The following is a 19,207-nucleotide window of genomic DNA, read 5'->3' as shown; positions in this document are numbered from 1 at the left end:
GTATAGGTCCTAGTCTTGTAGATGCCCTAGTCTTGTAGATGCCCTAGCGCACGAGACGGATGGAAAGGTCACGCAGAACTAGGCCGATAGCGGCGTAATCGGCCGGCTCCAACAACAAGTCTGCGGCCACGATGACCTTGACATGGTTTTCGCGTAGGAAATCAGCTAATGCATCGAGGTTGCGTGGCGTAGCGTTGGCGCATCCGCGCACGCGTCCCAAGGCGGCATAGAACCCCTCTTTGCTGCGTATGGGTTCTGTCAGGAGAATGCGTTGCATAAGTAGTGCCTTAATCAATGGTGCCACGGGGAGGGGTGAGCGGGGTGGGTGTTAATACTCGGCGTCGGGAATCGCGCAAAAGGATTCATAGTGGTCATCGGTGTAATACCAGACCTCGGGATCAGTTTCGGTTCCGCCGCCGGTAACTATCCTTTTGGCACCGCGGTGGTTAATTCCTGGGGTGTCCACGGTGTATTCGCGGTAGTAGTTCCGCGACTGTCGGGGAAGGGTTCCCTCGTAGTTTCCAAAGCGAACGTTGTCATTATCGGGGTGCTCAAAGGGGCCACCGGCGAGGATATCGGCTGCGGTGTCCTCCGCTTGAGCAGGCAAAGAAGACAGCGGGCAGGAGGGGAATCCTCCAGCGGCGGTTGGCTCCGTCTTAGGGCTGCGCGCGGTACTAGGTTTGTGTGCTGGTGATGACGCAGTGATCGCGGTGGCGGAGGAAGAAGCCTCAGATGCCGACTTCGCGCCGGAATCGGTGGCGAAGTCGATGCCGAAGTAGCCGCCGACAAGGACGAGCACAGCGGCGCCGATGGCGGCAGGCACCGACTTTCGAGGACTGCGGGATTGTGCCATTCCTTTATCCTCCCAGCCCTGAGCCCAAACTGGAAATCTAACTAACACTGCGGTGCTTGGCGATGCCGCGCCGGCGAAGCGCGCGCGGTAGTCTCTAACTCATGGCAAAAGGCAGAATCCCGGAGAGCGATATCCAAGCTATCCGTGAACGCGCGCCTATCGAAGAGATCGTGGGCGAATACGTCCAGCTCAAGCCGGCTGGTTACGACTCGTTGAAAGGGCTATCACCCTTCAAGGACGAGAAGACCCCTTCTTTTCACGTTCGACCTCAACGAGGCTATTATCACTGCTTTTCCACGGGCAAGGGTGGCGATGTATTCAACTTCCTCATGGAGATGGAACAAGTCACTTTCCCCGAGGCGGTAGAGGCGGTAGCCCAAAAAATTGGCTACCACATTAACTACCAGGGCGGCACCACGGGAGCCCGCAACGAGAAGCCGGGCACGCGCCAGCGCCTTATCGCGGCGAACAAAGCCGCGCACGAGTTCTACCGGAAGCAGTTGGAGACCCCGCAGGCAGCGCTCGCGCGAGATTTCCTTCTGGACAGGGGCTTTTCCAAAGAGATCATCTACGACTTTGAGTGCGGCTATGCACCCGAGGGCTGGGACACTGCCACCAAGTACCTTTTGCGCATGGGCTTTTCCTTCGAAGAGCTAGAGGCGGCGGGCATTTCTAAGATGGGCAAGCGCGGACCGATTGATCGCTTTCACCGCCGAGTCCTGTGGCCCATCAAGGATCTTTCCGGCAACGTCATCGGTTTCGGTGCCCGCAAGCTTTTTGAGGATGACAAGCTCGGCAAGTACATGAACACGCCGGACACCATGCTCTACCATAAATCGAAGGTGCTATTCGGACTCGACCTTGCCAAGCGCAATATTGCCGAGGCGCACCAGGCCGTGGTCGTTGAGGGATACACGGACGTCATGGCGATGTATGCCGCCGGCGTTAAAACTGCCGTCGCTAGCTGCGGCACCGCCTTCGGCTCTGAGCACCTGCAGATCCTGCGCCGGTTGATGCTCGATGATTCTTATTTCAACGGTGAGCTCATCTATACCTTCGACGGCGATGAGGCAGGGCAAAAGGCAGCCTTGCGCGCATTCCAAGGCGAACAGGCCTTCACGGGTCAATCCTTCGTCTCCGTTGCCCCCGACGGCATGGATCCGTGTGACCTGCGCCTCGCGCGTGGCGACGTCGCTGTGCGCGACCTCGTGGCGGACCGCATCCCAATGTTCGAGTTCGTTATCCAATCCGTCATTTCTGAGTATCGAATCGATACTCCGGAAGGCCGCCTCCAGGCATTGCGCAGAGCAGTTCCGGTCGTGGCGCAGATCCGTGATACGCCCTTGCAACGCGAGTATGCGCGCCGCCTCGCCGGTTGGGTGGGCTGGCCCAACCCAGAAGAAGTCCTGCAGCAGGTGCGCGAGGAGGCAAGAAAGCCGCGCAAGCAGGAAAAGCCGCGCTTTAATCGTTTCGACACCACCCCGCAGCCGGCGCAACAAGACGTGCCGATGATTCACCCGCCGAGCCCGAAAGAGACTTATCTGTGGCCACAGCGGGAGGCGTTGAAGCTCGCATTGCAATATCCACAGGTGGCCAGCTCCTACTTCGATGGAATCGCTGAGGATGCCTATACCAATGAGGCCTATCGCATCGTGCGCCACGCTATCGCCGCTGTAGGCGGAGCCACCGCAGGAGCAACGATGTCCAATGTGGATTGGATAGCCGCAGTGGCGGGGGAGATGCGCGATCTCACCGGAAGGAACTTCGTCTCTGAGCTAGCAGTGGAGCAGATCCTGCCCACGGATACGGACTGGGAGACTTATGCGGATTCCGTATTCTCCCGCCTGCAGGAGACCCGCGTGGGGGACCAGATTGCGCAGCTCAAAGCTGAGTTGGGGCGCATGCGGCCTTCGGATAATGAGGAGAGCTACAACTCCCTCTTTGCTGATCTCGTCGCCCTTGAGCAAGCACGCCGCGACCTCAACGACCGCGCTTTCCGCGGAACGCCCGGAGCCCCTGGGACGGCCTAACCTGCAAGGACGGGGGGAGAACTAGTCCTCGTCGGGCTCGTAGATGCGGTCTGGATTAGGGTTTACCGTCCCGCGGGAATTCTTCTTGGCCGAAACATCTTTGATCTCGCGCATGCGTGGTTCCGGGTCGAGCCGGTTGGCCACGGCTTTGCGCGTGGCGTTGACGGCATTCTTGGCAACGGGGGAGTTGATCGCCTTCTCGTAGGCGCCCTTGATCTGGTGATAGCGTTTGCGGCCTGCCTTGGTGCCAAAGATATAACCAGCGGCGGCGCCGACAACGAACTGGATCATGGGTGATGGTCTCCCCTCGACGGAGTGCTTGAAAATTGCTTGGGTTTAATACTACCCGTTTCAACTTTGCGGGCCGTGGGTGTGAAGGACAGGGGTGGTCTGAACCTTTTCTGTCAATGGGCTCTTTTCTCTGCGCTGTGGAGACGATAGTTTGAAATGGTGGAACAAGAATCTCGTCTTTGTCATGCGACGTCGGCCGCTATTGCGATGGCCGCGTTGCTAACGGCGAGCCTCTCTCAGAGTTCCACGTCCTCAGTTCGCAGCACCCCGCCTTTGAGCCAAGAATCCACTACCTTCAGCACTGAGTAGCCTGTTGCATCAGTGGTCTAACACTCGATGTCGCAGATAGCCCCGCCTAAGCTGTCCGCGGACACTGGAGCCTACGCAGAAGCAAGCCAGTTCAGCATAGTCGTATTCACGGCCGCTACTTTCAATTCCGTCGAAAGAGAAGAGAGCTTCGCGCAACCCGCCTGGGCACTCACCCATAGCATCTAGAAGACGCATCGGAAGCGGTCAAAGCTGACCCTGACTAGGCACTCCGGCTAGTGGAGACTTTTCCGCGTTTTGGGGTAGTTCTCTATCACTGGTAGTGAGTGAAAGAAATCCGAGGATCAGTCAAAGGATGGTACTTGGGTATGATGGACGCTCCACTGAGACGCCAGGCACTTTATCCCCGACGTTCAGGAGTTGGGTATCTGTTGTGCACAAATGACGTGCTTCGTAAATCGATGCAGACGCGAGAATTGATGCGTCAATCCCGGTCAGATGGAATGAGCTTATGTATCCGCTAGCGATCTCTGCGACGTATTCGTCGAGCTCTACAAATAGGAAATCGAATTGCTCCAAGTACTCGATAGCCTTGCCTACCACTTTTCGCTCCTTACCTTGGGTAAGGCCTTTTCCTCTGATAGCGCCCAGTAACTCTAAGTAAATAGCCGTAGGCATCACGATGATGATGTGGTCGCTATTGTGGCCATTTATAAGCGCCGCAACGCCGTTCGAAACGTCGACGTTCTCGGTTTCTGTGGCGTTGGGTTTCAGAAGCTTTCGGCCTAGGGAGTATGAGAAGAAAGAAATCTAAGCGCAGGTATTAATGATTATGTAGGGGAGAGGGGTCTTAGGCGCCACGTTCACGCCTCACCAATTCCGCAGGGTCGATTCCGTCGAGACATTCATGACCAAGAATTCCCTGTACAGTGTGGGCACCCTCCCTAACGCAATCTTTTTTCGCGACCTTGCGCACTCCTTTCACCTTAACTTCGAGTACATCGTTCGTTGGGGGATCTCTGGTAAGGATTCCCCAGACGCGGACTTCAGCTTGCATAGAGTCCAACACGGGTTTCACGTGGTCCTGTTGGAGCGTGAGATTGACGTGGTGACCCGACTTTTAGTCCACGAGTCCAGCCTGCAACTTGTTCTCAGAAGCACTGAACCGATACAAAGTGCCTTTTACGGATCCAAGAGACTGTTTGAATGCCTTTCGTGCTTCTGCGGCGTGGACAAAGACCCTGTGATCAATTCGAATTGGGTGCTGAAGCGAGCCGAAACATACTCCTGTAACACCATCGATTTTGGAGACTTTATGCAGGTCTTCGATGGCTTTCAGCGCGCTATTTGTGAACCCGTCAGGAAGGTGACTGCTGGAAGATAAAGACCGGAGACCAACCGTTATGGTTTTTCGCGTTTATGGTCTCTGTCGTGACATCGACAATTGCACTACTTGTCTTTAAACCCTCAACATTTTGCATTGCGTCCGCCCCTCCGATTGCTCGGATAAGCTTCGAAACTGCTTGAATGGATTTTTCAAGCGCTTTCAAGTCAATTTCTCCTGGGCAGCCGTCGATCTTCAAGCGTAGAGTACTTGGTTTCTCAGTCATGGTCACCTGGTCTGAGCGTTGTTCTAGTATCGTACTGCAGAATTTGGTTATTCTCTGCTGGAAGTTATCGTCAGGGCTTTGTGTCTGCTAATTCCCACGACAAATCCACGAGATAAGCGGCAGGAAATGGCGGGCTAAAATCTCCCCCTTATCGGGTTGATGTAAAAGTCAGAAACCCCCGCTCACCTGCAGAAGCAAGATGAACGGGGGTTATGTATTGCTCCTCCAACTGGGCTCGAACCAGTGACCCTTCGATTAACAGTCGAATGCTCTGCCAACTGAGCTATGGAGGAATAGTGTGCAGGGAGTGGTTTGTGGGAACCACTCTTTGCAACGAGGACTAACTATATTCATATTTGTTAAAGATGCCAAATTGCCTGTGTATCTAGGATTTTTTGGTTGATACTGAGTGTGCAGTGTTTCTTCTCAAGAGGTGGCGGCGGGGCAGTTAGGTCAAAGCACGGGCCTATATATATACTCAAAAAGTCGCCTTTGGCGGCGTGGGGCTATAGCTCAGTCGGTTAGAGCCGTGGACTCATAATCCATTGGTCCCGGGTTCGAGCCCCGGTGGCCCCACCACAAGCTTTCTTCAGGCACCCTTTTGGCGTTGCCCGTACGCAATCTAAGAGTTCCCTGACATTGCCGCCAGCGACGGGCACGGAGAATTATGGCGCGTCTATGGTGGGAAGCATGCTACGGTACTACTTTTTTCAACTATGGCAGGCCACGGTCGACCATGGCTTACCGCTGTTAGCGCTGCTCCTTATAGCGATTTTGATCCCGCGTCTCGGACGCCTGGCGGTGCGAATCATTGAGTCCAAGCTCGATGAGACCGAGGAGGCAACTAAGGCGCGGCTCGCGCTAGCTGGCGCCTTGATTTACGTCTTGCAGGCAGCGGCTTACTTGATCATTGTGGTCGCAGCCCTCACGAACCTTGGAGTTCCGCCGCTGGGTGCGGCCATTCCCGCGACTGTTGTCTCGGCTGCCATCGGCTTCGGTGCGCAGACAATTATCGGTGACTTCCTAGCCGGCTTCTTCATCCTTTCGGAGAAGCAATTCGGCGTGGGTGACTACGTTAGCTTGGGCACCAAGAATGCAACCGAAGGCACCGTTGTTGCGCTGACCCTGCGAACGACCAAGATCCGTACCCCCAATGGCGAGGTGGTGACCGTCCCCAACGGCCAAGCGGGGGTCGTGTCTAACTACTCCCAGGACTGGTCCCGCGCCGTCGTGGACCTGGCGGTTCCCGTTCTTGATGGGGAGACCGTGGGGGAGATCACCGAGCGCGTCGAGGCGGTGGCCAAGAAGGCCATCGAAAACCCGTCAATCGTCAAAGATGTAGCAGGGGAACTTGAGGTCTTGCCGGCTACCGGCGTGGTGGCGCCGACTGCAGCGGGCCAGCCTTGGCAGGTTAATTATCGCGTCATGGTTGTGGTCAACCCGGCTCGGCAGTGGGCAGTGGAACGTGCAATTCGCTCTGCTTTGCTATCGACGCTGTGGAGCCACTACAGCGTGCCAGAGGCTTTTGCGAATGGACTCTTTGATGGTGGTGGGGAGGAAGACTCTGCAGACACTGAAGGCGGCGTTGCTGCTGGGGATTCTGCGGAGCCCAAGGACGTCGAGAATCGCTCCAGTGGATTAGTCAGCGCAGACGACGACACCCAGGTGATTTCCACCGCTGCAAGTGCGGCGTCGTCAAGCTCAGCGCATACGGAGGGGGACTCCGCGGAAGCAGAGGAGGCGGCGCGCAAGGAAGCCGCAGCCAATCCAAAGTTGGCGCCGGGCGCGAAGGATGATGGACCAGGGGGGACTTCGCCCGTCATCCCCTTGGAAGAGGATGATTCCAAGGAGTCGTGGAATGGAATCTGGCGCGACCAGAAGCTGCACAATCGCTGGGAGAAGATAGTTACTGTTGGGGGTCGAGTTCGTGCGTCCACCACGGAGCTTGTTGTTGCTCTTGTCGTCGTGGGGCTGCTGATTTTGGTCTCGAGCAGTCCGGAAAATGGCCAGAGCGGGTGGCTTGCTCCTTCCAACTGGCGCGATGGTCGCGACACTCCGGCCAGCTCCAGCGAGGAAACACCTACCCAGTTTCCGGAAACTTCGCTGGGGCCGACTTCCGAGCCTGCGGAGCCAACTTCGACCCAGTCTCCTACCCAGCAGCAGGAGACGGCGACCGAGGAGACAGAGCCGAGTGATGCCAACCGGCAGAACCAGTTCAACGAGCGCCAGGATCAGGAACAGACGGCTCCTACCGGAACGCAGCAAGGTGAGCAGGGTACTGCTACCCAGACCACCGCGCCGGGTACTACCAATCCGGGTGGCATGCAGGGACGCAGCGCACCTTCTGTTGAGCCCACCACCGCGCTGCGTTAGGCGTAGCCGGCTCAGGGGAGTCGTAGCAGGGGGATGCGATGGGGCATGCATACAATACCGCTTATGGCAGTAGATCCCTTCGTTGATTCCCTGTACCGCTGGTCCGACGTCAGCGGTGTTTTGCTGATGGGAATGATTGGTGGAACGATAGCCCGCCAACGCGGGTATGACATCGTTGGTTATTTCTTTATCGCGTTGATCTCTGCCCTCGGCGGCGGCATGATCCGTGATGTTCTCATCAGTCGCGGCACGGTAGCGGCCATGTCGCAGCCGGAGTACCTCATCCTGGCTTTTACTGGTGCTTTGATAGCCCGCTTCGTGTTCTTCAAGGGGCGAACCTGGGAGCTTCTACAGGCGCATGGCGACGCCGTGGTCTCCGCCCTGTGGGCCGGCACTGGCACGGTCAAGGCCATCTCTTATGGACTCCCACTTCTGCCATGCATCATGATGGGAGTATTCACAGCCACGGGCGGATCGATGATCCGCGATATCGTCACTGGGCGAGTGCCGGCCGTATTCGGGGATAACCAGCCCACGGTGATCCCCGCGGTGGCGTGCGCGGGGGTCGTCGTAGCTTGTCATTCCCTCGACTTATTGGTGTGGGGGATGGTCGCGGGGCCCGTGGTCAGCCTGCTGCTCTTCTTGACGGGCTACTGGGGCGGGTGGCGCCTGCGCACAGACCAAGATTGGGCGCCGGTGAACGATACCGCGGTCCAGGTGGCTGCTTTGGCAAAGAAGGCGGAGAACCGCGGGCGCTCTGTGGGACGACGCATTGAGCCCACCAAGATTCGTAGTTGGCGGCACCGCCAGATGGAAAAGGCACTGCAGCGCAGGATTGAAAAAGAAGTACGCCGCGGCACAAAACGCTCGCAGGCGGTTTCAGAGGCCGACGAGTTCTACGCCGAGTTCACCACCCAGTTTGAGGCCATCGGCGATCCAGGCAGCGCAGGGGAAGCTGGGCATGGGGGAGACTCCGCTGGTGCGGTAGCCGGGAAGTTGAAGCCCTCCACTGCGCCTCGAAGCTCGGCGCGGGGCCATAAAGAGGGCTCACCGGCACTAGCTTCTCCTGCGGTTGAAGGCGGTTCGCAGGCAGGTACGGAGGAGGGCGCCAAAGAAGGTACCAAGACGGGGTCAAAGGAAGGCGAAGGCTTATTCTCGGAGATAGGAATGGATCTCAGCGGTGATTCCTATGATGACTACGATGAGGGGGAGTACGAGGCGCGGGAGGCTGCGGAGCTGGCGCGGGGGCACCGCCGCATGCTGGACGCCATTCTCGCTGATGACACGCTGACTGACGAGCTTATTGACAAGCTCGTACACAAGTACCGCGAGGCTACTGGAGAGTCACAGGATTAAGCCTCCTTCGAGGGATTCCGGTGTGATTGGGCAGAAAGGCCGCGGAGAATTGCTATGGTTTTTCTCATGAGTGCTTTTAGTGAGGTCTCCAACTGGCCGGCTGATAACGTTGCGGCGGCTTTGCTCCACGACGGCGAAGTAGTCGTTGAGCTGGGGGATAGCAACCGTGAGTTCGCGGTGGCCTCGGTCACCAAACCCGTCGTTGCCTATGCCATTATGCTCGCAGCGGAAGAAGGCGCGGTCGAGTTGGATCAGCCAGCTGGCCCCGCAGGTTCCACGCTGAGGCACTTGTTGGCGCATGCCTCCGGGATTGGCTTTGACAGCCGCGAGCCGGTTAAGGCTGTGGGACACCGCCGCATCTATTCTTCAGCAGGTTATGAATGGGCTGCGGAACTCGTTGAGGATGCCACAGGCATGAGCTTCCCGGAGTATCTGCGCCAAGGCGTGTGTGAACCCTTGGGGATGAAGGACACGGTATTGCACGGGTCGGCGGGACACGGACTTATCAGCACGGTGGCCGATCTCGCGGCTTTTGCTCGCGAGGTGCAAGCGCCGCAGCTGCTTCACCCGTCCACGGTGCAGGAGATGCGCAGCGTGCAATTTCCTGGCCTGCGCGGCATCGTACCTGGCTATGGGAGCTTCAAGGACTGCACATGGGGCTTGGGCTTTGAGGTGCACGGCCAAAAGGATCATTGGATGGGGGCATTGCCGGAGTCTGCCGTGGGACACTTTGGCATGACGGGGACCTACCTATGGCTTGCGCAGGGATGGGCCATGGTGGCCCTGACGGACCACGATTTCGGGGACTGGGCCAAGCCACTGTGGGCAGATACCAACACTTCTATTTGGCGGGAATGTGCAGCCTAAGGCGTGTGCTTTGGTGACAATCTCCGCAAACTAAACCTTCAGTTGAGATTTAGCAATCGGGGGGTTGAGTGGTGGTTGAGGGTTGATGGAGGCGACGTAACGCGGGGAAAATCGCATATAGAACAAGATATCCGCTTTTTCGATAGCGCCTTGATGCAGATGCAGTTCGTTGGGGAAGACGAAGCTCGTCTTGCACCGAGGCTCTTATCCTGTCTGGTTGCAGCCGCGCGCCTTGAGCAATGTCGGCACGTTGTGGCCTCCGTGCATGGTGAGGGTCGTGGTGTTTGTGCATTTTATAAGGAGATATCGGCTATGGATTTCCGCGTTCATACCGCACCGGTCAAGGAAGTTTCTGGTACCTGCACCGCCACTGCGCCGACGCAGCCTGGAAACCACCCGCAGCCGGTGTCTGTTTCGCCCGTCCACGCTTGGCCCAACCACAATTCCGGCCCCGTGCTCACGGGTGTACTTGTCATATCCGGAATGCCTCGCACCCTGCGCCCAGCTATTGAGGAAGCAATGTATGAGTGTTTGCGCAGTGAATCCGAGTTCATCGTTCCAGGAGAGGATCCGCTCAGTGCACAGTGGTGCACGCGCTGGTTCAGGGATCGCCCCAGCCTCGAGTCTTTGGCTGCTGGAAAGCCCCGAGGCTGCTCATCGAGCAGCCAAGCAGGAGAGGCTGCCTCTACCTCTGCAGCGGGGCTCGGCTGCCACCAGGTGCTTACCGGAACTGCCCAGGAGCTTAGCTCGCTAGAGAGCGCGGTGGGGGAGTTGGCCCGCACCCACGGCTTCTCGGCGGCGTTGCGCCAGGCCTAGCTTCTAATCCTGCTCGAAAGGATCGTAGATGCGCTCTGGAAGCTCAGCTACGGACTCCACAACGGTGGAGGGGCGATAAGGGTAGCGCGCGATTTCTTTTTCATCACTGATGCCGGTCCGCACCAAGATGGTCTTCATGCCGGCCTCAATCCCTGCCTTGACGTCGGTGTCCATACGGTCCCCGATCATGACCGTGTCCTCCGAGTGCGCACCGATATTGTTCAGCGCCGAGCGCATCATGACAGGATTGGGCTTGCCCACGTAGTAGGGCTCGCGGTTGGTGGCGGCCGTTATGAGCGCGGCTACCGCACCAGTGGCAGGCAAGACACCATGAGGTGCAGGCCCCGTGACATCCGGGTTGGTAGCAATGAAGCGCGCGCCCCCGCGAATCAGGTTGATGGCGGTGGTGATCGCCTCGAAAGAATAAGTACGAGTTTCCCCGAGCACGACGAACTCGGCGTTGTTATCGCTGAGGATCCAGCCCTCCTCGTGCATGGCGGTGGTCAGTCCCGACTCACCAACGACGAAGGCCGTGCCCTCTTTGTCTTGGGTGGACAAGAAGGTGGCGGTGGCCTTGGCAGAGGTCCAAATACGTTCTGGAGGAATGTTGAGCCCGGTGTTGCGCAGCCGGGCGGCCAGATCGCGCGGCGTGGACATGGAGTTATTGGTTAAGACCATGAATTCGATGTCATTGTTGTAGAGGGTCTGGATAAACTTATCCGCTCCGGGAATCATCTCTCCCTCTTTGATGAGGACGCCGTCCATGTCAGACAGGTAAGAAATCACTGGTGTTCCTCCACATAGTTGACTAGTTCGCCGATGGTGGAAATCTCCGCCATCGTCTCCTCTTCCAAACGTACCTTGAACTCATCCTCAGCACGCACGGTGAGTTCGATGAAGTCCAGGGATGCCACACCGAGATCCTCAAAGCGGGCATCGCGCTCCAGCCCCTCTGTAATTCCCGTCACCTTGCTGATGAGCTGCGTCAGCTTTCCATAGACATCGGAAGGCTCGGGGGAATCGTTGCGGGGCTGTGCGCCCTGAAAACGAGCTTGGAGTTGGGCGCTGAAGTCATTAGACATGAACCCGAGTCTAGTATTGATGGCGCTATGGCTTTGAGGAAACACTCGCGCGTTCTGTCTGGTCTCGGCGCGGTCGGCCGCAGCTGGGGCGAGCGCCTGCGCCCTAGGACGAGGGCTGCTTCACGCACTATCACTGCTAACCTGCACGATCACCGAACCGAGCTAGGGCTCACCCAGCTCAGCGCTACCGGCTTCGTGGATAACGAAGGGGTGCGCATCGCATGGTTTGAGGCGGGCCCAGAATCCGCAGAGCAAACCGTGCTTTTTATCCACGGTTACTCTTTGTCTTCCGAGAGCTTCTACGCACAGGTGGCGCACGTGCGTGCACGTTTTCCGCAGGCGCGTTGCCTGCTTGTCGACGTCCGGGGTCACGGACAATCCGCCCCCGTAGCACCCGAGCAGTGCACGGTAGAGGCGGCCGCTGATGACGTTCTCGCGGTGGTGTCCCAGCGCCTGCCCACCGGCCGGATAGTGGTGGTGGGGCACTCCTTAGGAGGAATGGTGGCGCTGAACCTCATCCGGCGAGCGCCGCAAGAGTTGTATGAGCGCATTGACTCTGCGCTGCTATTGGCCACTTCGATGCGGCGCTTCGCGGCCAAGGGCGTGGCTCAGGTGCTGCAATCGCGGACACTGCGCGCCGTGTACCGCGCGTGCCTGCGTAAGCCGCGCCGGGCTGACGGTATTCGTTATGAACTAGCACGGCTGGCGGTTCCGGCCCTAGCAGTGGCGCTGGAGGGCTTTCCACAGATGGAGAAACTCCGCTTTCACGGGGCAATGCTGCTGGATACGCCGCTGTCGAGTTATACTGGTTTCTTCGACGATCTACTGGAGCATTCTGAGTATGCGGCCACTGCAAGGCTGCAAGGTATATCGGGCGATATTCTCGTGGGCTCACTCGACGTGGTGACGCCGCTGAGTCAATCCGAGGTGATTGCACACAAGTGGCCTGCTGCGGCTTTGTGTGAAGTAAATGGTGCAGGTCATATGCTGATCCTGGAGGAACCAGAGGCGGTCAATGAGGCTCTAGATCGCTTAATCGGCGCCGCTGGTAAGTAATCGCAGCGACGCCGATTAAGTAAAAGGGCCGGCAGGTGCCAGAATCTAAAGCTTGGCCATTGCCTTGCGGCGCTGCATGACGTTAGAGATAACGCCCTGCGGGCTAAAGAGGTAGACAATGGCGAAGACTACGCCGAGGACGACGCCGATCATGCCACCTGAAGAGGTATCGAAGACGTAGCTCAGAATGATACCGGTGGCGACGCACAGGCAGGCGATGAGCGGAGAGAGCCACATCATCTTCCAAATGCTATCGGTGAGCAGACGCGCGGTGGCGCCCGGAGTGATGAGCATTGCCACGACGAGGATGACGCCGACAGCTTGGAAAGAAATGACCACCGTCACCGCGAGTGCGCCGAGCAGTAAAGCGCTCAGCGAACGCGGGGAGAGCCCGATCGAGCGGGCGTGTACAGGATCGAAAGCGAAGAGGGTGAGGTCACGCCGCTTGAGCAAGATAACCACTAAGGTGATTGCGCCTAGGACGAGCACCTGCCACAGATCCCCACTGGTGATGCCCAGTAGGTTGCCGAAGAGAATGTGGTTGAGGTCCGTCTGGCTAGGGGTTACAGATATCAGCACCGTACCGAGCGCAAAGAGCGTGGTGAACACGATGCCGATGGCCGCGTCTTCCTTGACCAGCTTTCCCGAACGCATCCCTCCAATCAGGGAAACAGCTATCGCCGCGAAGACGAGAGCGCCGATGGTGAAAGGGACACCAAAAATATAGGACAAAACCACTCCGGGAAGCACTGCGTGGGAGATTGCATCCCCCAACAGTGACCAGCCGATGAGGATGAGCCAGCAGCTGATCACGCCGCAGACAATCGCGGTGGTCAAACCGACCGTGAGTCCGCGTTGCATGAAAGCGTACTGCCAAGGTTCTATAAAAATTGAGACAAAATCCATTTAATCCATTACCTCCGTGGCGCGTCCAACGCTGAGGTCGAAAGCAAGCGCCAAGTTCTCCGGCTTGAGTACCTCGCTGGTGACATCGTGCAAAATTACCGTCCGGTTAAGGAGGATGGATTCCGCACATAGCTTCGGCAAAGCGTGTAGATCGTGCGTGGCAACCAAAATAGTTACCCCTTCGGCGGCCAGCTCATGCAAGAGCTCCACGATCATGGCCTCGCTGCGCTTGTCGACGCCAGCAAAAGGCTCATCAAGCAACAACACTCGAGCGTGCTGGGCGAGAGCACGGGCGACGAAGACGCGCTTGCGCTGCCCGCCGGAAAGCGCACCAATTTGGCGATGCGCCAGGTGAGTGAGCTCGACGCGCTCGAGTGCCCCGGCTACGGCTTCCTTGTCCTCTTTGCGCGGAATACGCAGCCAGTTCTGGTAACCGTAACGGCCCATCATGACTACATCGTGGACGCTAAGAGGAAAGGCGGTATCGATACCGTCATGCTGCGGCACATAGCCAATGAGGCCCGAATCCCGAGCCTCCTTAGCAGAGGTGCCAAGGAATGTTACTTCTCCACCATCAACGTGATTGACTCCCATGAGCGCGGAGAAAAGCGTTGACTTTCCGGCGCCGTTCATGCCCACAAGACCGCAGATACGTCCGGCTGGGAGGCGGAGATTGACATCGTGAAGGGCCCGAACGGCCCCGTAAGACACGTTCAGGTCTTTCACTTTGATGCCATAGTTTTGTTCTAACACGAGTTGCTAGTCCTGCTTCTTCGCTGTGAGGCCGGCGATGATGGTGTCGGCATCGTGGGTAAGGAGGTCGAGATAGGTAGGAACGGGGCCGTCGGTATCAGAGAGCGAGTCTACGTAAAGGAGGTGATCCGCATCAGTGTTGAAGGTGGCGCCGGTAGCCTCAGCAACCTGCTCCATGGCCTTCGTGTTGACGGTGGACTCACAGAATACGGTAGGAACCTTGCTCTCGGAGACCTTGTCCTGGAGAGCGGCGATCTGCTGCGGCGTACCTTCGGACTCGGCGTTAACCGGCCAGAGGTAGAGCTCGTTGAGCTTGGCATCACGCGCTAGGTAGGAGAAAGCACCTTCACAGCTGACCAGGGTGCGCTGCTGCTGGGGAAGTCCAGAAAGCTCACGGTCCAGGGTGTTGGCTACGTCTCCGAGCTTCTCCTTGTATGCCTCACCGTTGGCGCGGTAGTCATCGGCGTTAGCGGGGTCGAGCTCGCTGAAGGCCTTGACGATGTTGTCGACGTAGATCTGACCGTTCTCAGGGGACATCCACGCGTGGGGGTTGGGCTTGCCGCTGTACTCGCCTTCGCTGATGTCGATGGGAGTCACTCCCTCGGAGAGGTCGACGCGAGTGGCGTCAGAATCGGCGGTGAACTTCTCGAACCAGCGCTCCAAGCCCAGGCCGTTGTTGAGGATGAGCTGTGCCTTCGTTGCTTCCTTCAGGTCACTCGGGGTTGGCTCGTAGTCGTGGATTTCTGCACCCGGCTTGGTGATGGATTCCACGCGCAGGTGGTCTCCGGCGACGTTTTCTGCCATGTCATCGAGCACCGTGAAGGTGGTGATGACGAGCGCCTTGTCTTCGCTTGCTGCAGTTTCGCTTCCAGAGGTGTCCGATCCATTGGAAGAGCAGGCAGCGAGAGAAGCCGCCATTCCTACTGTGGCAATGGAGACAGTGAGAGAGCGGAACAGGGATCTTTTGAGGTGCATTGATCCTTACCTTTCAGTGAAATGAAACAAATGTTTGTAGACCCTAAGTAGCATAGTTCAACCTATTGAACTTTGTCACGTCCCTGTGTGAAAGCCCACCTAAGTGTTGGGGCGGCTTCGCCAAGCAGGGTCTCCTGCCTGGGAGGAAAAACGCAAGGCCCCGGGACAGAGCGATCACTCTGTCCCGGGGCCTTGCGTTTTAAGAAAGCGCGGGCGATAAAGCCTTAACGGAATCTAGTCTTCGACCTCGGTGCTGGCTTCAGCCTTGGTTGGATCATCGAGGTGGAAGTGCTTGGCGGCTTCCTCGACCACGGACTGCTCAATCTTGCCCTCGCGGGCAAGGCCCTCAAGGACGCCGACGACGATGGAGACTGCGTCATTGTTGAAGAAGCGGCGCGCACCCTCGCGGGTATCGGAGAAGCCGAAGCCATCCGCGCCCAGTGTGATGTAGGTGCCCGGAACGTAGGGGCGAATCTGCTCCTGGAGCTCGGTGGTGAAATCGGAGACGCCTACGAAGGGGCCTTCGAATCCCTTGAGCTGGGTAGTGGCGAAAGCCTCGGTGGGCTGAACGCCCTGCTGCAGGGCCTCCTTGTTGCGGCGTGCACCGTCACGAGCGAGCTCAACCCACGAAGTTACGGAGAATACCGATGCCTTGACATCGAACTGCTCGGCCAGGATCTCCTGAGCAATGAGCGCCTGGTTGACGCCCACGCCGGAGGCCAGAATGTTGGCGGGCAAGGAACCCTTCTCCGCAGTGTTGAAGTGGTAAATACCCTTGTGCAGGCCCTCAACATCGAGATCCTCGGGCTCCGCCGGCTGCGAGATCGGCTCGTTGTAGACCGTAAGGTAGTACATGACTGCCTCGTCCTCTTCGCCGTACATGCGGTCGATGCCACGGGTGACCAAGTGAGCAATCTCGTAACCAAAGGCCGGGTCGTAGGTGATAACCGCCGGGTTGGTCGATGCCAGGACGGGGGAGTGTCCGTCCATGTGCTGGAGACCCTCACCGGTAAGGGTGGTGCGGCCGGCGGTGGCGCCGATGATGAAGCCACGTGCCAGCTGGTCTCCGGCAGCCCAGAAGGAGTCACCGGTGCGCTGGAAACCAAACATCGAGTAGAAGATGTAGAGCGGAATCATCGGCTCGCCCTGCGTGGCATAAGAGGTAGCAGCCGCAGTGAAGGAAGCGGTGGCACCAGCCTCGGAGATACCCTCGTGCATGATTTGGCCGTCGGTGGCCTCGCGGTAGGAGAGCATCAGGTCATGATCGACCGGGACGTAGTTCTGACCGCGCGGGTTCCAAATCTTGAGGGTGGGGAACCACGAGTCCATACCGAAGGTACGTGCCTCATCCGGGATGATCGGAACGATGCGCTTGCCTAGCTCCTTGTCACGCAGGAGCTCCTTGAAGGTGCGCACGAGAGCCATGGTGGTGGCTACCTTCTGCTTGCCCGAACCCTTGCGGACCGAGCGCAGCTTGTCCAACTTCGGTGCGTGCAGGTGGGTGTACTTCGCACGGCGCTCTGGCAAGAAACCGCCGAGCTCGCTACGGCGCTCCAGCATGTACTTGATCTCGGGCGCGTCCATACCGGGGTGGTAGTAAGGAGGAAGATAAGGATCCTTCTCCAAGACCTCATCGGAGACCGGAATACCCTGCTTATCGCGGAAGAGCTTGAGATCCTCGAGCGTCAGCTTCTTCATCTGGTGCGTGGCATTGCGGCCCTCGAAGTTGTGGCCCAACCCGTAGCCCTTGACCGTGAGCGCCAGAATGACGGTGGGCTTGCCGGTGCCCTTGTTCTCCAGAGCCTTGGCATACGCTGCATACACCTTGCGGTAGTCGTGGCCACCGCGGCGAAGTGCCCAGATCTCGTCATCGGTGAGATCCTCAACTAGCTTGAGGGTGCGCTCGTCACGGCCGAAGAAGTGCTTGCGCACATAAGCGCCGTCATTGGCCTTGAAGGTCTGGTAGTCACCATCCGAGGTGGTGTTCATGATGTTGACCAGGGCGCCCTCTTGGTCCTTGGCCAGCAGAGCATCCCAAGCGCGGCCCCAGATCACCTTGATGACGTTCCAACCGGCACCACGGAAGAAGGACTCGAGCTCCTGGATGATCTGCGTGTTACCGCGAACAGGACCGTCGAGGCGCTGCAGGTTGCAGTTGATGACGAAGGTGAGGTTGTCGAGCTCGTAGAGCGCAGCGGTCTGCAGCAAACCGCGTGACTCCGGCTCATCCATCTCGCCGTCACCGAGGAAGGCCCACACGTGCTGCTGTGAGGTGTCCTTGATGCCGCGAGTCTCTAGGTACTTGTTGAAACGTGCCTGGTAGATAGCATTCATGGGGCCGATGCCCATGGAAACGGTGGGGAACTCCCAGAACCAGGGCATAAGCCGTGGGTGGGGGTAGGAGGGAAGGCCCTCGCCCTTACCGCGAGAAACTTCCTGACGGAAGCCGTCAAGGTCATACTCAGATAGGCGGCCTTCCATGAAGGCGCGCGCGTACATGCCGGGGGAGGCGTGGCCTTGGAAAAAGACCTGGTCTCCGCCTGAGGGATCATCTTTGCCCTTGAAGAAGTGGTTCAGGCCGACCTCATAGAGCGGCGCTGCACCAGCATAAGTAGAAATGTGGCCGCCGACGCCGATGCCGGGGCGCTGGCTGCGGTGCACCATGATGGCCGCATTCCAGCGGATCCAGCGGCGGTAGCGCTTTTCCAGTTCCTCATCACCGGGGAACTCTGGTTCCATGGTGGTGGGGATGGTGTTAACAAAGTCCGTTGAAGTCAGCGAAGGCAGCGGAACGCGCTTAGCGGTAGCGCGCTCAAGCAGGCGCAGCATGAGATAGCGCGCGCGGTCCGGGTCAGACGAATCAAGAAGCCCGTCGAGGGAGTCCATCCACTCGCGAGTCTCCTCGGGGTCGTTGTCGTATAGGTACGACGCGACGCCATCACGAATGAGCGGAAAATTGGAGTCGCCCTTCACGGCATCTTGGTCGGCCATTGAAACCTCCTAAATATGGGTAGACACAGATTTCCATCAAGGATACGCGTAGGCATATTTGATATGCATGTTGGAGGGGCTAAGCGGTCACTAGCCCCGCTAGCTGTGATGCTGAGCAAAAATCAGCAGCCGGTTGTGGTGCAATTTTGTGGCGATTATGGAGCAATAGCGGGAAAAGATTGTGGCCCCGCGTTAAACTGCATGTATTGAAGCCCCGTCAACCGCGGGGATCTCACTGACTTTGGAAGGACACTGATAGTGGCGGATGCTGCCAGCAAGCTCGGAATAACGAAAGGGCAAATCGCTCTGGAACTTGGTTGGGACGAGGATTGCGACACCGCGATTTCGGAAAACGTTGAGGCAGTGCTCGGTGAGGATTTCCTCGACGAAGAGACTGATGAGCTCTGTGACGCCGTTCTCCTCTGGTGGCGTGACGGGGATGGCGACCTGGTTGATGGCCTCGTCGACGCTTCTCGCCCGCTTTCCCACACCGGACGTCTCTGGCTACTTACCCCAGGCGCCGGAACCTCCGGAACTGTCGATCCGGGAGAAATCAGTGAATCTGCTCAGCTAGCCGGACTCGTCCAAACCAAGGCCGAACGCCTCGGTGATTGGCAGGGTTCCTGCCTTGTTTCACGCGGCAATAGTAAGAAATAACCTGCGGGTTTGTTGAACCGAAAGTGCTTGGGCTAATCTATTGCAAGTGCTCAAGCACCATGCGGCTTTAGCTCAGCTGGAAGAGCAATTGGTTTACACCCAATAGGTCGGGGGTTCGATCCCCTCAGGCCGCACCAGGTCAGACCCCATTTTCACACTCTGTGGAAGTGGGGTCTTTCGCTATCCCACGACAATCGAGGGCTAAGGAGCAGGAAGTGTGTCTGGATTTTGCTCTTTGCACTGGTAAGTATGTATAAATGCCGGTTTTATATTCCCTGACGGAATATAAACGCCCGAAAGCCGGCCAATACCGCGTTTTAGGCC

At 58.0% G+C, this 19,207-nt stretch carries 16 protein-coding genes, 3 tRNA genes and 1 pseudogene; 9 read left to right on the top strand and 11 right to left on the bottom strand.

Features of this window, described 5'->3' with window-relative positions; all coding sequences use genetic code 11:
- Window positions 1-43: 43 nt before the first annotated feature.
- Both F4V60_RS08660 and F4V60_RS08655 read right to left on the bottom strand, forming a co-directional pair.
- Window positions 44-277 (bottom strand): barstar family protein, encoded by a 234-nt coding sequence (locus F4V60_RS08660; protein ID WP_075730216.1) that lies wholly within the window; start codon window positions 275-277, stop codon window positions 44-46.
- Window positions 278-328: 51 nt separating this feature from the next.
- Window positions 329-853, bottom strand: coding sequence for a guanyl-specific ribonuclease (locus tag F4V60_RS08655; protein WP_075730215.1), 525 nt, complete (start codon window positions 851-853; stop codon window positions 329-331).
- Between the two features lie 101 nt (window positions 854-954).
- Here F4V60_RS08655 and dnaG point away from each other — a divergent pair, with 101 nt between their 5' ends.
- Window positions 955-2,883, top strand: a complete 1,929-nt coding sequence (dnaG, locus tag F4V60_RS08650) for a DNA primase (RefSeq protein ID WP_075730214.1) — start codon at window positions 955-957, stop codon at window positions 2,881-2,883.
- A 21-nt stretch (window positions 2,884-2,904) separates the two neighbouring features.
- Here dnaG and F4V60_RS08645 read toward each other — a convergent pair whose 3' ends face one another.
- The 3 genes from F4V60_RS08645 to F4V60_RS08630 form a co-directional block, all read right to left on the bottom strand.
- Window positions 2,905-3,174, bottom strand: a complete 270-nt coding sequence (locus F4V60_RS08645; protein ID WP_075730213.1) for a hypothetical protein — start codon at window positions 3,172-3,174, stop codon at window positions 2,905-2,907.
- Between the two features lie 1,625 nt (window positions 3,175-4,799).
- Window positions 4,800-5,051 (bottom strand): Rossmann-fold NAD(P)-binding domain-containing protein, encoded by a 252-nt coding sequence (locus F4V60_RS08635; protein WP_141255992.1) that lies wholly within the window; start codon window positions 5,049-5,051, stop codon window positions 4,800-4,802.
- 220 nt (window positions 5,052-5,271) lie between these two features.
- Window positions 5,272-5,344 (bottom strand) — tRNA-Asn (locus tag F4V60_RS08630).
- Window positions 5,345-5,553: 209 nt separating this feature from the next.
- On the opposite strand from F4V60_RS08630, the gene F4V60_RS08625 reads away from it, so the two are divergent.
- The 5 genes and pseudogenes from F4V60_RS08625 to F4V60_RS08605 all read left to right on the top strand — a co-directional run bounded on the left by F4V60_RS08625 (window position 5,554) and on the right by F4V60_RS08605 (window position 10,463).
- A tRNA-Ile gene (locus F4V60_RS08625) sits at window positions 5,554-5,630 on the top strand.
- A gap of 111 nt (window positions 5,631-5,741) precedes the next feature.
- Window positions 5,742-7,424, top strand: coding sequence for a mechanosensitive ion channel domain-containing protein (locus F4V60_RS08620; RefSeq protein ID WP_075731242.1), 1,683 nt, complete (start codon window positions 5,742-5,744; stop codon window positions 7,422-7,424).
- Between the two features lie 45 nt (window positions 7,425-7,469).
- A pseudogene (locus tag F4V60_RS12775) lies at window positions 7,470-8,351 on the top strand (trimeric intracellular cation channel family protein); the annotation flags it as partial.
- 495 nt (window positions 8,352-8,846) lie between these two features.
- Entirely contained in the window at window positions 8,847-9,647 is an 801-nt protein-coding gene (locus F4V60_RS08610) for a serine hydrolase domain-containing protein (protein WP_075731240.1), read from the top strand.
- Between the two features lie 312 nt (window positions 9,648-9,959).
- On the top strand, window positions 9,960-10,463 hold the full coding sequence (locus F4V60_RS08605; protein WP_232315911.1) for a hypothetical protein: 504 nt from the start codon (window positions 9,960-9,962) through the stop codon (window positions 10,461-10,463).
- A 3-nt stretch (window positions 10,464-10,466) separates the two neighbouring features.
- Here F4V60_RS08605 and F4V60_RS08600 read toward each other — a convergent pair whose 3' ends face one another.
- Both F4V60_RS08600 and F4V60_RS08595 read right to left on the bottom strand, forming a co-directional pair.
- Window positions 10,467-11,249: an HAD-IIA family hydrolase gene (locus F4V60_RS08600; RefSeq protein ID WP_075730209.1), complete on the bottom strand. Its 783-nt coding sequence runs from the start codon at window positions 11,247-11,249 to the stop codon at window positions 10,467-10,469.
- Window positions 11,246-11,545 carry an acyl carrier protein gene (locus F4V60_RS08595; protein WP_075730208.1) on the bottom strand — a complete coding sequence of 100 codons (300 nt, stop codon included), beginning with the start codon at window positions 11,543-11,545 and terminating at the stop codon, window positions 11,246-11,248. The genes F4V60_RS08600 and F4V60_RS08595 overlap by 4 nt, the downstream gene beginning before the upstream one ends.
- A 27-nt stretch (window positions 11,546-11,572) precedes the next feature.
- Here F4V60_RS08595 and F4V60_RS08590 point away from each other — a divergent pair, with 27 nt between their 5' ends.
- The gene (locus tag F4V60_RS08590) at window positions 11,573-12,601 is read left to right on the top strand and encodes an alpha/beta fold hydrolase (RefSeq protein ID WP_075730207.1); all 1,029 of its coding nucleotides are present in this window, start codon (window positions 11,573-11,575) and stop codon (window positions 12,599-12,601) included.
- 45 nt (window positions 12,602-12,646) lie between these two features.
- Here F4V60_RS08590 and F4V60_RS08585 read toward each other — a convergent pair whose 3' ends face one another.
- The 4 genes from F4V60_RS08585 to aceE form a co-directional block, all read right to left on the bottom strand.
- Window positions 12,647-13,507 (bottom strand): metal ABC transporter permease, encoded by an 861-nt coding sequence (locus F4V60_RS08585; RefSeq protein WP_075730206.1) that lies wholly within the window; start codon window positions 13,505-13,507, stop codon window positions 12,647-12,649.
- Window positions 13,508-14,260 carry a metal ABC transporter ATP-binding protein gene (locus tag F4V60_RS08580; protein WP_075730205.1) on the bottom strand — a complete coding sequence of 251 codons (753 nt, stop codon included), beginning with the start codon at window positions 14,258-14,260 and terminating at the stop codon, window positions 13,508-13,510.
- A gap of 6 nt (window positions 14,261-14,266) precedes the next feature.
- Window positions 14,267-15,235 (bottom strand): metal ABC transporter substrate-binding protein, encoded by a 969-nt coding sequence (locus F4V60_RS08575; protein WP_075730204.1) that lies wholly within the window; start codon window positions 15,233-15,235, stop codon window positions 14,267-14,269.
- A gap of 234 nt (window positions 15,236-15,469) precedes the next feature.
- Window positions 15,470-18,226, bottom strand: coding sequence for a pyruvate dehydrogenase (acetyl-transferring), homodimeric type (aceE, locus tag F4V60_RS08570; protein ID WP_075730203.1), 2,757 nt, complete (start codon window positions 18,224-18,226; stop codon window positions 15,470-15,472).
- 258 nt (window positions 18,227-18,484) lie between these two features.
- On the opposite strand from aceE, the gene F4V60_RS08565 reads away from it, so the two are divergent.
- Together F4V60_RS08565 and F4V60_RS08560 are read left to right on the top strand one after the other, a co-directional pair.
- Complete coding sequence (locus F4V60_RS08565; protein ID WP_075730202.1) at window positions 18,485-18,883, top strand: DUF3052 domain-containing protein; 399 nt, start codon at window positions 18,485-18,487, stop codon at window positions 18,881-18,883.
- Window positions 18,884-18,944: 61 nt separating this feature from the next.
- Window positions 18,945-19,020 (top strand) — tRNA-Val (locus F4V60_RS08560).
- The last annotated feature ends 187 nt before the right edge of the window (window positions 19,021-19,207 follow it).

Source organism: Corynebacterium flavescens (assembly GCF_008693105.1).
GTDB classification, from domain to species: Bacteria; Actinomycetota; Actinomycetes; order Mycobacteriales; family Mycobacteriaceae; genus Corynebacterium; species Corynebacterium flavescens.
Note: the sequence above shows the minus strand (reverse complement) of the source record. Positions and strands in the feature narration are given on the sequence as shown.

What these genes read in the sequence shown, in the direction of transcription:
- F4V60_RS08620 (WP_075731242.1), top strand. Translation starts at nt 5,742, where the DNA reads ATGCTACGGTACTACTTTTTTCAACTATGGCAGGCCACGGTCGACCAT.
- F4V60_RS08645 (WP_075730213.1), bottom strand. Translation starts at nt 3,174, where the DNA reads ATGATCCAGTTCGTTGTCGGCGCCGCCGCTGGTTATATCTTTGGCACC.
- dnaG (WP_075730214.1), top strand. Translation starts at nt 955, where the DNA reads ATGGCAAAAGGCAGAATCCCGGAGAGCGATATCCAAGCTATCCGTGAA.
- F4V60_RS08610 (WP_075731240.1), top strand. Translation starts at nt 8,847, where the DNA reads ATGAGTGCTTTTAGTGAGGTCTCCAACTGGCCGGCTGATAACGTTGCG.
- F4V60_RS08575 (WP_075730204.1), bottom strand. Translation starts at nt 15,235, where the DNA reads ATGCACCTCAAAAGATCCCTGTTCCGCTCTCTCACTGTCTCCATTGCC.
- aceE (WP_075730203.1), bottom strand. Translation starts at nt 18,226, where the DNA reads ATGGCCGACCAAGATGCCGTGAAGGGCGACTCCAATTTTCCGCTCATT.
- F4V60_RS08655 (WP_075730215.1), bottom strand. Translation starts at nt 853, where the DNA reads ATGGCACAATCCCGCAGTCCTCGAAAGTCGGTGCCTGCCGCCATCGGC.
- F4V60_RS08595 (WP_075730208.1), bottom strand. Translation starts at nt 11,545, where the DNA reads ATGTCTAATGACTTCAGCGCCCAACTCCAAGCTCGTTTTCAGGGCGCA.
- F4V60_RS08635 (WP_141255992.1), bottom strand. Translation starts at nt 5,051, where the DNA reads ATGACTGAGAAACCAAGTACTCTACGCTTGAAGATCGACGGCTGCCCA.
- F4V60_RS08660 (WP_075730216.1), bottom strand. Translation starts at nt 277, where the DNA reads ATGCAACGCATTCTCCTGACAGAACCCATACGCAGCAAAGAGGGGTTC.
- F4V60_RS08605 (WP_232315911.1), top strand. Translation starts at nt 9,960, where the DNA reads ATGGATTTCCGCGTTCATACCGCACCGGTCAAGGAAGTTTCTGGTACC.
- F4V60_RS08585 (WP_075730206.1), bottom strand. Translation starts at nt 13,507, where the DNA reads ATGGATTTTGTCTCAATTTTTATAGAACCTTGGCAGTACGCTTTCATG.
- F4V60_RS08590 (WP_075730207.1), top strand. Translation starts at nt 11,573, where the DNA reads ATGGCTTTGAGGAAACACTCGCGCGTTCTGTCTGGTCTCGGCGCGGTC.